The sequence below is a fragment of the Halorubrum rarum genome (genome assembly GCF_048380895.1).
Lineage (GTDB): Archaea > Halobacteriota > Halobacteria > Halobacteriales > Haloferacaceae > Halorubrum.
This window is the reverse complement of sequence record NZ_JBLWMN010000022.1, coordinates 41,996-53,809: the sequence shown is the minus strand read 5'-3', so window position 1 is coordinate 53,809 and position 11,814 is coordinate 41,996. Positions and strand designations below refer to the sequence as shown.

Here is an 11,814-nt window from a genome sequence, read left to right as displayed (position 1 = left end):
CCTGGTGGGCGCTCGGAGGCACGCGCCACCGCGTCGTTCGTTTATAAGCGTCCGTCGCCGCTACTCACGGCCATTTAAATACTATGTCGCGACCGACGAACTGCAATACTCACTCCCGTTATCGATCGCCGCAGTGTCCGTACTGATCGCGATCGGAACGATATGTCTGATAGGAAGGATTCCAGCAGAGCCATTTAAAAGGGATCGCGATTCCGAGAGCGAAGCGAACGGGAGCACGAGAGCCTCGACGTCGAATCCCGTCGCGGACGCCACTTCACGGAGCGAACCGATAAGAGAACGAAACGGAGCGCGCGCAGTCGGCTACGCGAACCGTTCTTCGAGTGCCGGCTTAACGTACGGCCCGAGCAGGATCACGAAGATGAGCGCCGTGATAATGAGCGACAGTGGCTTCGTCACGAAGATCAGGTACGATCCGTCGGAGATCTGCAACGATCGGATCAGGTTCTCCTCGGCGATCGGCCCCAACACGACGCCGAGCACGAACGCGATGATGGAGTAGTTCTCCTTCACCATGATGTATCCGAGGAATCCCAACCCGAGCACCGTGATCACGTCGACCCAGTTGGACCGAAGCGTGTAGCCACCGACCATCGACAACACGAAGATCATCGGGATGATGATATGCGTGTCGACCTGGGTGAGTTTGGCGAGCCGCGTGACGACGAACACGCCGACGAGGATGATGAACACGTTCCCGATCAGCAGCGCGAGCAGGAACGCGTACGTGATGTGGAGGTCGGCCTCGAACAGCTGCGGACCGGGTCGCAGCCCGTGCATCAACAGGCCACCGAGCAGCACCGCAGTGGATCCGCTTCCGGGGATCCCGAACGAGATCGTCGGGATGAGCGACCCGCCGATCGTCCCGTTGTTCGACGCCTCACTGGAGATGACGCCGAGCGGTTCGCCGTGCCCGAACGCGTCCGGGTCCTTCGAGCTCCGCATCGCCTCCCCGTACGCGAGGAAGTTCGAGACGGTTGCACCGGCACCGGGAACCGCGCCGATGAGCATTCCGATGTAGCCGGATTTGACGAGCGTCACCGGGTGCGTGAACGTCTCTTTAACCCCCGAGAAGACGCTCCCGGACAGGTCGATCTCCTGGTCGGCGATCCCGCCCTCCTGCCCGGCGAGTTTCAGCATCTCGGCGACCGCGAACATGCCGATCAGCGCGGCGATGAAGTCGATCCCGTCGTACAGTCCGAGACTGCCGAACGTGTACCGAAGCTCCGGCGAGTTGGGTGCGATCCCGATCGTCGTGATGAGCAGGCCGGCCGCACCGGCGACGAGCCCCTTGATCATCGACCCCTCCGCGACGACGGTGATCATCGACAGGCCGAGAATGGCCATCAGGAAGTACTCCGGCGAGCCGAACAGTAACACGACCTCGATGAGGATCGGCGAGATGAGAAGCAGCGTGAGCACGGAGAGGAACCCGGCGGTCGCGGAGGCGGTCGCGGACATTGAGAGCGCGTCGACGGCCCGCCCCTGTTTCGACATCGGATACCCGTCGAACGTCGTCGCCGCTGCGCCACCGGTCCCCGGAACGTTCACCAGGATCGCGGCGATACTCCCGCCGTACATCGCACCGCTGTACATACTGACGAGCAGGATGATAGCGTTGATCGGCCCGAGCGGGAGCGTCAGCGGAAGCATGATCGCCATCCCCAGCGCGGAGCCGATCCCGGGGAGCGCGCCGGCGATGATACCGAGCGTCAGCCCGATGATCACCCAGATGGGCGTCGGCCAGGTGAAGAGGATCTCCCCGGCCTCGAACAGTGCGGCAAGTGCACTCATTCAGAACACCCCGTCCGTGAGCAGTATCTCGCCGCGGTCAAGCGGGACGCCGAGCACCGTCATGAACCCGTAGGCGATGGCGAAGCCGGCGACGGTGAGGATCGCCGTGATGTATCGTGGGAGCTTGAACCAGTAGCCGTACGCGACGACGAAAAGCGGCGTTGCCCAGAGGATACCGACCGTGAACCCGACGAGGCCGTACAGGGTCACGATGATGGCACCGAACACCGAGTCGTGTATCGGTCGACCGACCGTGGAGATATCAGTCGCCTCCCGTTCCTCCTCGTCGATCGTCTCAGCGTGCCGCTTCTCGGCCTCGCTTTGCCGTTCTTCGAACTCCTCATCCGCCTGGAACACCTCCGGCGACTCCTCGATGGCCGTACGGAGCGACTCCGGCAGGTACGACGAGAACAACAGGAGCAACGCGCCGATGAACACGACGGACGCCGTGAGCCTCGGGAACCGCGCGGCTCCGCTGATACCGAACCGGAACGTTTCAATGAGTGCGAAGCCCGACGCGAACGCGAAGACGACGAGGAGAAACGTCTCCTGGTCGAACCGTTCGTACGCCCGACGGTACAGTGTTTCAAACGACATCTATGGCTGGTACTGGATCGTGATCGTTATTAATACACATGGTCTCTCGGCCGCGGGTCAGTTTATAAAACGAGCGATGCTCCGACGGCGACGCGCGGTGCGTCGACTACTCGTCGGCGGCTTCGCGGACTTCCTCGAGGTCGACGTTCTCGGGGATCTGCTCGAACGCGTCGGCGACCGCGTTGCCCGCGCTCTCCGGGCCACCGTATTCGACGACGTTCCCCGTGTCCTCGGACCACTGCTGGACCTCGTCGGACTGCAGCGCGGTCTCGAGCCCCTCGGAGAGGATGTCGATCTGTTCCTGGTCCGTCCCGTTCGGCGCGAAGACCCCGCGGACCAGCTGTCCGAGGAAGTCGATGTTGTCGTAGCCGAGGTCGGTCACGGTCGGGGCGTCCGGGAACACTTCGGATCCCTGACTGGAGAGACAGCCGAGGACGTCGACGCGTCCGTCCTCCGCCGCACCGGCGGCGGCGGTGTCGGTACTGATGGCACAGGGGACCTCGTCGGAGATGACCGCCTGCACCGCGGGGCCGGAGCCGTCGTAGCCGACGTACCGGTCCCACTGGTGGTCGTAGCTGTCATTGCCCTGCATCAGCAGCGCCAGCACGTGGTCGACGCCACCGCGCTCCTTGCCGGAGAAGATCTCCAGCTCGTCGTCAGCGTAGCGGTCGAGCATGTCCGAGAAGTCCTCGATCTCGTAGTCGGGGTTGCTGACGACGACGAACGGCGTCCGAGCGTACGTCGCGACGCCCTCGAGCTCGGTCATGTCGTAGTCCGGCGGGTTGACCATCGCGGAGACGGGCGTCGACGGTGGGTTGAACCCGCCGATCGTGTAGCCGTCGTTATCGGAGTTGTACAGCTGTCCGGTTCCGCGGAGCGAGGCGGCCCCCGGGACGTTCTCGATGGCGATGTTGGTGTCGAGCGCGTCCGCCCAGTGGGAGACGAACTGTCGCGCATACGTGTCGGTACCCCCGCCCTCGGAGAACGGGATGATGTACGTGATGTCGTCGTTCGGGTATTCCCCGTCGTCGTCGCCGAGACATCCAGCGAGACCGGTAAACGCTGCTGCGGAGGCAGCACCGGTGTATTTGATGTAATCGCGGCGAGTGGCGGACGATCGATCGTTATTGTCTACCATTGTACAACTGATAGTAGACATAGACATATTTGAATCTGTTGGTACGCATTCCGCGGTGGTGACAGCGTTTTGGTAACAAACGAAACGATGAGGTACTGGACGAAACGAGTGATGAATCCACGGCCGAATACGGGCCGAAAAGTAAGGGTTTTAAATTTCCGAGTCGACGTTCAGAAGAACGTGAAGTCGCCGTCCTCGACGACGACTTCGCCGTCGAGTTCGAGCGTCGGTTCGGCCATCATCGCGTCGAAGTGGACGGGTGCACGGGTCGTCCCGCCGAGGTTGCTGCTGGTTCCGATCCCGAAGTGGACGTTGCCGTAGCGGCCGTGATCGTTCGAGAACCAGCCGTTGAACTCGGGACACTCGGGGTTCATACCGACGGCGAGCTGAGCGATGTTGTAGACGGCCGGATCGTCGTGTTCCGCCCAGACGCGCTCGATCGTCTTCGCCTCCTTCCCGCCCTCGACGGAGATGACCGCACCGTCCTCGATCTCCATTCTGACCGGCTCCTCGAGCACGCCGATGTCGAGGTTCGGGATCGCGCCGTCGAAGACGACGGTCCCATCGGTACCGCCCTCGACCGGTGCGATGTTCGACTCGATGTGAACGAGCGCGGTGAACTCGCCGGGTTCGTCCGCGATCCCCGGATGGGCGTTACCGTCACGGCCTTCCAGGTCGACGGTGACGTCGGTTCCCTGCGGTGAGGTGACGCGAGCCTCGCTCGCCTCGGTGAACTTGCGGGCCATCTCCTCGCAGTGGGGGCGCATTCCCTCGTAATCGGCGTACAGCCCGCCACGGACGAGCTGTTCGTCGGTGAACTTCACCATGCTGATGACGCGTGCGCCGTTCTCTTTCGCCTCCGCCGTGGCGCTCGAATGGGTGATCGATCGGTGAACCGGCGTGATGATCACGTCGGCCTCCATCATCGCGGCGGCGACCGTGTCCTCGGGCTCGTTGCCGTCGTACTCGCGAGGCTCCATCATCGCCATCGTCACGTTGGCGTCGCGCTCGTTGGCCGCGGCGGCGACGCGCTCGGCGACGTCCGAGACCTGCCAGTCGGTCACGACGAGGACGTCCTCGTCGGGTTCGATCGCGGCACAGGTGTCGACGACGATACTCGCTCCCTTCATCTCTTGGACGGAATCCATGCATAGATATCACACAGGCGGATACAAATACGTTCCTGAAACGGTCGACCGTGATGGAAATCGCGCCGGACGACGAGAGCGGTTGTGACCCGTTCGCGAACGCAGTTCCCATCGAGTACTGGTCCGTGCGATCGGTCCACACGGATGAGCGTCACGGATGGTCGACACGGCTGGCTGACACGGATGGTCGGTAATGGCCGACACGGCTGGCCGGAATGAACGATCTACCGTGTGAGCGGCTCCCACCGATGTTTTTATGTGGTTCCCAATGGTCGATCGATCCGAAATGTTAGACGTCGAAATGGCGGCAGCAGCACGTGGTATCGTCGAGGACTGTCTCGACGTCCAGCCCGGCGAGGAAGTCCTCGTCATCGCGGACGCGAGAAAGGAACGGGTCGCACGGAGCATCGCGCGGGCCGCCGCGGGCGCGGGTGCGGAGGCGATCACGACGACGATGCCGCTTCTCGACAGCCACGGGAACGAGCCGCCGAAGACGGTCGCGGAGGCGATGGCGGCCGCGGACGTCGCGTTCACCTGCACGAGCCACGCGATCACGCACACTCGATCCCGGCTCGAGGCCGCCGAGGCCGGTACCCGCTTCGGAATCCTCCGCAGCGTCACCGAGGACATGATGGTCGAGGGCGCGATGAGCGTCGACTTCGAGGAGCTCCGTCGCCGGACGGAGGCGGTCCGGGACGTCCTCGACGCCGCCACCGAGGCACACGTCACGAGCGACAAGGGCACCGACATCACGTTCAGCCTGGAGGGCTGCTCGGCGTTCTCGCTCGACGGCTACTACCACGAGAACTACGGGTTCGCGACGCTCCCGCCGGGAGAGGCCCCGACCCACCCGGCCGAGGGAACGGCGAACGGCGAGATCGTCATCGACGTCTCGATGGACAACCTCGGACAGGTCGACGAGCCGATCACCCTGGTGGTCGAGGACGGCTTCGTCAGCGACGTCCGCGGCGGCGACGACGCCGACGAGCTCCGCCGGATCATCGACGAGAACGACGAGAACGCGGGCAACATCGCCGAGTTCGCGATCGGAACCAACCCGGAGGCAAAGCTCATCGGCAACCTCGCCGAGGACAAAAAGCGGGCGGGAACGGTCCACTTCGCGGTCGGCGACAACGAGTCGCTCGGCGGCACCCTCAAAAGCGACATCCACCTCGACGGCGTCGTCCGGACGCCGACCGTCCGACTCGACGGCGAGGTCGTCGTCGACGACGGCGAACTCGTCGAGTCGATCTTCGAGTAAGCCACCGATCGGTCCGCTTTTTTCGACGATCCACGCGACGACCGAGGAGGGACCCGAGACCCCTACACTCGATCGGAACCTACACTCGATCGGGATCCCGAGCGAACGCCGTCCCGCTCATCAGAAGCCGCGCCGTCCGGTCGATGGAGACGGCGTCGATGACGGTCGGTTTGTCGTCTCCCGTCAACTCCTCGTCGCCTCTCGCCTCGACCCCGATCCGGATCGTCCCCTTCGGATGGCCGATGCGGACCGCATCACCCGAGCCGCGGGCGACCGACTCGGTGATCGTTCCCGGCACCCGCGTCGCGGCCGCCAGACACATCGCACCCGTGGTGGCGTAGGCGTGATGTGGATGCCCCGTCGACACCATCCGCGCGACCACGTCGACGTCGCCGGCATCGACCGTCGACCCGACCGTCGTCGTGTACCCGCGCGGCGGGGCGACGACGGCGATGAACGGCATCGTCGGTCGCTCGTCGGCCGCGTCTGTGGGGTCGTCGACGAGGCCGAGTTCGACGCAGGCCGCGCCGCGGATCCGTTCGAGGCGTTCGAGGAGCCCCTCATGCTCCGCGAGCTCCGTCGGGGATTCCGTCCCGTCGAGTCCGAGGTCGGCCGCGCGGAGAAACACCGTCACGTTCGTCGCGTCGACGACGGAGACCGTGTACGTCTCGCCGTCGACGGAGAGCTCGTCGGTCGCGTTCCCGGTGGGGAGCGTCGATCCGAGCATGCCGCCACCGGGATCGAGGTACCGCGTCGGGATCCGCGCGCCCGACCCGGGAACCCCGTCGATCCGACAGGAGCCGTACGGGGTCGGCTCACCGTCGACGACGGGGACGTCCTGCTCGAGGATCGACTCGGTGTTCTCGCTGTAGATTCGTACCGTCGTCGTCGGTTCGGTCGCATCGACGAGTCCCTCGAGGATCCCGTAGACGCCGACAGCGCTCGCGAGGTTCCCGCAGTTGCCGTCCCAGTCGACGGTCGGGTTCTCGATCCCGACCTGCGCGTACCGGTACGCCAGATCGGCGTCGTCACGGTCGGCGGCGTCGACGAGCATGAGCTTGCTCGTGTGGGTGTGTGACCCGCCGAGTCCGTCGACCTGTAGCGGGTCCGGCGAGCCGAACAGTTCGAGGACGAACTCGTCTCGCGCCGTCGGGTCCGTCGGGAGGATCGCGCTCGACGCGAAGAACCCCTTGCTCGTCCCGCCGCGGATCAGGTGCCCGTCGACCCCGCGTTGGTGCCGCGAGTCGTGTTGAACCATGCGTGCCGATGGCTCGCGTCAGGTATAAGCCCACCCGATCCACCCGGGGACGACCGCGAAAACGTCTTAGCGCGTCGCATCGAGCGGTCGGTATGGATACTACCGGATCGACGTGTACGATCGCCGCGGCGGGCGACGCGATCGTCACCCGTCGCCTCATGCCGTACGCCGAGTCGAACGGGCGGATCGACGAACTACGAACCGTGATCGACGCCACCGACGCGGCGGTGGCGAACCTCGAGGTCGTGTTTCCCGAGCGGGACGCGTCCGCGACGCCCCTGCCGCCGGTTCCGTCGCAGTACCAGTACCTCAGCCCGCTCGCGGGGATCTTGATGCGGGCCGAGCCGTTCGTGCTCGACGAGCTCGCCGAGTTCGGATTCGATCTGTTCGCGACGGGATCGAACCACTCGTTCGACTACGGGCGGGAGGGGATGCGTTCGACGATGAACGCCCTCCGCGAGCGCGACCTCCCGTTCGCGGGGATGGGCGAAACCCTCGCGGACGCGCGACGACCGGGGTACGTCGACACCCCCGGCGGTCGGATCGGGCTGGTCGCCGCGAACACGAGCATCGCGCCGGGAAGCGAGGCGGGGCCCGCCTCGCCCGCCCATCCGGGACGAACGGGGATCAACCCGCTCCATCTCCGGTGGATACACGGCGCGACCGCCGAACAGCTCCACCGGCTCCGGGAGCTGCGTGCGGATCTCGGCCTCGACGAGTTGCACGAGACGTGGCTGGTTCGCGAGGACCCCGACTGGGAGGACCGGCCGTACGAGCCGTTCATGCACGCGTTCTTCGAGGCGGTCGACGACGGCGGAACGGACGGACCGACGGTACGGTTCGAGCCGCTCACGGCCGACCGTCGGGCGTACCTCGATTCGGTCGCCGCGGCGGCGGCGAAGTCCGACCACGCGATCGCGAGCCTCCACAGCCACCAAGCGCCCGGCGGAGTCCGGAACACCGCGGAAACCCCTGCGTTCCTCCGGTCGTTCGCGCGCGACTGCATCGACGCCGGGGCGGACCTGTTCGTCGGGACGGGACCGCACGTCCTTCGCGGGATGGAGATCTATCGCGGGCGGCCGATCTTCTACTCGCTCGGAAATCTCGCGTACCAGACCGAGACGATCGAGCGGCTGCCGGCGGAGAGCTACGACTACTACGGCGTCGACGACGCGACCGATCCGGCGGCGCTGTTCCGTTCGCGCTACCGCGACGAGGACGGTGAGCCGGCGGGGAGCCTCGACCGGGACGAGTACTGGGAGACGGTCGTCCCGGTCTGTGCGTTCGAGGGCGACGACCTCGCGTCGGTGCGACTGTACCCGTGTTCGCTCGGACAGGATCGGGCGTTGCCGAGGCGGGGAACGCCGGCGCTCGCGACGGGCGACCACGCGGAAGCGATCCTCGCCCGATTGGCGGCCCTCTCGGAGCCGTTCGAGACCGAAATCGGCGTCGACGACGGGGTCGGCGTCATCGAGCTGTAGGCGGTCGTCGCCGGACGTCGCGTGTGACTGATCGCCGCCAACCGCCTCGAACGCCACGTCGGCTCCCAGCCCGCGGGTCGCCTCACGGACGGTCTCGATCGAGCGTGTCGTCTGCGAACGAAACGTCTCCCTTGGAGTCCTCCGCGAACGAAACGTCTCCCTCGGAGTCGTCCGCGGACGAAACGTCTATGTCGGTGCCGTGGGAGAGTTCGGTAAGGATGACTACCGTGACCGATCGAGCCGTCGCCGGCCGTGGAATCGATGTGGAAGAGCCGTCGAGACGCGCGGAGGCGATGGAGCCCGAACACGCGGAGGTGGACGAATGACGCCCGAGCCCGTCGGTGACCAGCAGGCGATCGAGTGTTCGCTGGTCCGTGGCGGAACGAGCAAGGGCGTGTTCATTCCCCGATCGAACCTGCCGGAGGAGAATCAGGACGAGGTTATTCTCTCGCTGTTCGGCAGCCCGGACGACAGGCAGATCGACGGGCTCGGCGGAGCGACGTCGACGACGTCGAAGCTGATGATCGTCTCCCCGAGCGACCGGGAGGGGATCGACGTCGACTACACGTTCGGACAGGTAGCCGTCGACGAGGCGGTCGTCGACTACGGCGGTAACTGCGGAAACCTCACCTGTGCGATCGGGTCGTTCGCCGTCGACGAGGGAATGGTTCCCGTCGATGCCGCCGCCGAGGAAACCACCATCGAACTGTACAACACGAACACGGACGCGGAGATCACACAGACGGTCCCGCTGGTCGACGGACGCGCGGGAAGCGTCGGCGATTTCAAGATCCACGGCGTTCCGGGAACTGGCGCACGGATCGACACGACGTTCCATGATCCGGCCGGCGCGATGACCGACGGGCTGTTCCCGCTCGGCGGCCCGACGATCGATCTCGACGTCGACGGCGAGACCCTCGAGGCGACCGTCCTCGACGTGACGACGCCGATCGCGTTCGTTCGCGCGGCGGATCTGGGGCTTACGGCGACGGAGGGGCGCGCGGAGATCGACGGCGACGAGGAGCTGCTCGAACGACTCGAACGGATCAGAGGAACGGTCGCCGTGGAGCTCGGATTCGTCGACGACCCGGACGACGCGTCGATCGAGACGCCCGGATATCCGAAACTCGTGTTCGTGGCACCGCCGACCGACTACACGACACCCGAGGGCGGCGACGTCGCGGCCGACGAGATCGATCTGACGGCGAGATACATGAGCATGGGGAAGCTGCACCCGGTGTACGCCGTTACCGGCGTCTCGTGTACGTCCGCGGCGGCGCAGATCCCCGGCACGATCCCGAACGAGGTCGCATCGGATCCCGGATCGACGGTGACGCTTGGGCACCCGAAGGGGACGATGGCGGCGACCGCGGCGGTCGACCGGGACGTTCCCGAAGTCGAGTCGGTGACCGTGTACCGCACGCAGCGTCGCCTGATGGACGGAAACGGCTACTATCGGCCGGAATAGTCGAGAAACGGAGGAGCCGACCCGGCGTTCCATCCGCGAACACGACGATCGGAACGCGAACGGCACACCAGCGGGGCGTCCTCGACGACTAAGCAGAATTTCCCGCGATGCGGGACAATTATAACACATGAGCCCGTCCGTGGCGATATGACTGACGCGCCGGAGCGATCACGGGTCAAATCGGTCGATACGACGCTCGACGTCGTACAATACCTCCACCGAGTCAAATCGGCGAGCATCGACGACGTCGCGAGCGCCATCGGGATCGGAACGAGTACGGCGCATCGACATCTCACTACCCTACACCAACGAGGATACGTCGTCGTCGACGGGAACGAGTACGAACTAAGTCTCCAATTTCTCACCCACGGCGGCCGACGGCGGGAGGACCTTCCCGCAAACGAACTGATAAACAGGAAGGTTCGACAGCTGAGCGAGGAGACGGCCGAGCGCGCCCAGTTCATCACGGAGGAGCACGGAGATCGCGTGTACATGTACACGCACGCGGGGCCAGACGCCGTCAAAACCGACGCGACGATCGGAAAGCGCGGCCCGCTCTACGTGAGTGCGGCCGGGAAGGCGATACTGGCGAACCTCCCGTCCGAGCGCTCCGAACGGATCCTCGATGCGGCGGACGACCCCGAAACGGAGATCGGGACGCCGGAGCGGGAGGCACTCGACGAGGAGCTACGGGTGGTTCGTGAGCAGGGATACGCGTTTAACGACGAGGAGTCGACGTCCGGACTCCGAGCCGTCGGTGTTCCCGTTCGGTACACGAACGGAACGGTACTGGGAGCGATCAGCGTGTCGGGGCCGGCGAACCGCCTGACGGGCAAGTACTTCCGCCAAGAGATCCCGGAACTCCTGTTGGGAACCGTCAACGAGATAGAGTTGAACATCGAGTACCTGTAACCCTCGGCTCAGTGTCCCGGGAATCGCCGCCCTCGCGGATGCCACCGCTCACGAAGACGCCGTGGTGGATGGCCACCGCTCACGAAGACGCCGTGATCGGCCATCCCGCATCACGGGAAGGATTGTTCGGATGAACGACGAGAGCACCGAACAACGGCGCGATCTCCGCGTACCATCACGATAATCGAAAGGATCGATCGATAATGTGTCCCGTAATACGGGATAAAGAAACGGACATTCAGTACCAACGTGCGGGGAAAGCGACACCAATAGATTTGTAATGGGAAGCGGTTCAACGGAGCTTCGATCGATCGGAGACGATCCAGCTACGGTCAGTGCATGCAGTACACATAATAAAACAAGAATATAATTATATCCGATAAGAATCGGAATCAAGGAAGAATAAACGGTTCGAATTTGTGAATTCCAGTGATATATGATATGATATTAGTTTAGAGTTGGTAGTTAGAAGATAAAAACCGCTCGAACATATACTATATAGTAGCCAATCAAATATCGAGGATCATATCATAGTATAGTAGTATCCCAGTATTATACAGTATATTATATATACAGAGAGGTAGGGAAATGCGAACCGAGGGGTGTGCACGTACACCGCCGTCGGTCACGGGACTGATCGGAGACCGAGAACGACCGGATCGTCGCAATGCGGCGAGGGAGTGAACCGCTCACCAACGATCGCGATCGCGGTCCGACTCCGATCGATCCCGACCACGAT

9 protein-coding genes are annotated in these 11,814 nt (G+C 64.3%); 4 read left to right on the top strand and 5 right to left on the bottom strand.

All coding sequences use genetic code 11. From position 1 onward, the window contains the following. Nucleotides 1–321: 321 nt before the first annotated feature. The 4 genes from ACNSN7_RS13905 to ACNSN7_RS13890 form a co-directional block, all read right to left on the bottom strand. Complete coding sequence (locus ACNSN7_RS13905) at nucleotides 322–1,812, bottom strand: tripartite tricarboxylate transporter permease (protein WP_418282899.1); 1,491 nt, start codon at nucleotides 1,810–1,812, stop codon at nucleotides 322–324. Beyond that, nucleotides 1,813–2,409 carry a tripartite tricarboxylate transporter TctB family protein gene (locus tag ACNSN7_RS13900; RefSeq protein WP_418282898.1) on the bottom strand — a complete coding sequence of 199 codons (597 nt, stop codon included), beginning with the start codon at nucleotides 2,407–2,409 and terminating at the stop codon, nucleotides 1,813–1,815. A 106-nt stretch (nucleotides 2,410–2,515) separates the two neighbouring features. Then, the gene (locus tag ACNSN7_RS13895; protein ID WP_418282897.1) at nucleotides 2,516–3,547 is read right to left on the bottom strand and encodes a Bug family tripartite tricarboxylate transporter substrate binding protein; all 1,032 of its coding nucleotides are present in this window, start codon (nucleotides 3,545–3,547) and stop codon (nucleotides 2,516–2,518) included. A 170-nt stretch (nucleotides 3,548–3,717) separates the two neighbouring features. Then, a complete protein-coding gene (locus tag ACNSN7_RS13890; protein WP_418282896.1) occupies nucleotides 3,718–4,695 on the bottom strand; it encodes an aminopeptidase in 978 nt (325 codons plus the stop codon). A gap of 286 nt (nucleotides 4,696–4,981) precedes the next feature. Between ACNSN7_RS13890 and ACNSN7_RS13885 the strand changes: the two genes are divergently transcribed. Then, a complete protein-coding gene (locus ACNSN7_RS13885) occupies nucleotides 4,982–5,956 on the top strand; it encodes an aminopeptidase (protein WP_418282895.1) in 975 nt (324 codons plus the stop codon). Nucleotides 5,957–6,035: 79 nt separating this feature from the next. Here ACNSN7_RS13885 and ACNSN7_RS13880 read toward each other — a convergent pair whose 3' ends face one another. Next, complete coding sequence (locus tag ACNSN7_RS13880; RefSeq protein WP_418282894.1) at nucleotides 6,036–7,214, bottom strand: PrpF domain-containing protein; 1,179 nt, start codon at nucleotides 7,212–7,214, stop codon at nucleotides 6,036–6,038. Between the two features lie 92 nt (nucleotides 7,215–7,306). Here ACNSN7_RS13880 and ACNSN7_RS13875 point away from each other — a divergent pair, with 92 nt between their 5' ends. The 3 genes from ACNSN7_RS13875 (at nucleotide 7,307) to ACNSN7_RS13865 (ending at nucleotide 11,075) form a co-directional block, all read left to right on the top strand. Then, nucleotides 7,307–8,695, top strand: a complete 1,389-nt coding sequence (locus tag ACNSN7_RS13875) for a CapA family protein (protein WP_418282893.1) — start codon at nucleotides 7,307–7,309, stop codon at nucleotides 8,693–8,695. Between the two features lie 322 nt (nucleotides 8,696–9,017). Beyond that, complete coding sequence (locus ACNSN7_RS13870) at nucleotides 9,018–10,163, top strand: 2-methylaconitate cis-trans isomerase PrpF family protein (RefSeq protein ID WP_418282892.1); 1,146 nt, start codon at nucleotides 9,018–9,020, stop codon at nucleotides 10,161–10,163. Between the two features lie 147 nt (nucleotides 10,164–10,310). Further along, entirely contained in the window at nucleotides 10,311–11,075 is a 765-nt protein-coding gene (locus ACNSN7_RS13865) for an IclR family transcriptional regulator (protein ID WP_418282891.1), read from the top strand. Nucleotides 11,076–11,814 lie beyond the last annotated feature (739 nt).

Coding starts and splice junctions, on each gene's coding strand:
- ACNSN7_RS13905 (WP_418282899.1), bottom strand. CDS start 1,812: ATGAGTGCACTTGCCGCACTGTTCGAGGCCGGGGAGATCCTCTTCACC.
- ACNSN7_RS13900 (WP_418282898.1), bottom strand. CDS start 2,409: ATGTCGTTTGAAACACTGTACCGTCGGGCGTACGAACGGTTCGACCAG.
- ACNSN7_RS13895 (WP_418282897.1), bottom strand. CDS start 3,547: ATGGTAGACAATAACGATCGATCGTCCGCCACTCGCCGCGATTACATC.
- ACNSN7_RS13890 (WP_418282896.1), bottom strand. CDS start 4,695: ATGGATTCCGTCCAAGAGATGAAGGGAGCGAGTATCGTCGTCGACACC.
- ACNSN7_RS13885 (WP_418282895.1), top strand. CDS start 4,982: ATGTTAGACGTCGAAATGGCGGCAGCAGCACGTGGTATCGTCGAGGAC.
- ACNSN7_RS13880 (WP_418282894.1), bottom strand. CDS start 7,214: ATGGTTCAACACGACTCGCGGCACCAACGCGGGGTCGACGGGCACCTG.
- ACNSN7_RS13875 (WP_418282893.1), top strand. CDS start 7,307: ATGGATACTACCGGATCGACGTGTACGATCGCCGCGGCGGGCGACGCG.
- ACNSN7_RS13870 (WP_418282892.1), top strand. CDS start 9,018: ATGACGCCCGAGCCCGTCGGTGACCAGCAGGCGATCGAGTGTTCGCTG.
- ACNSN7_RS13865 (WP_418282891.1), top strand. CDS start 10,311: ATGACTGACGCGCCGGAGCGATCACGGGTCAAATCGGTCGATACGACG.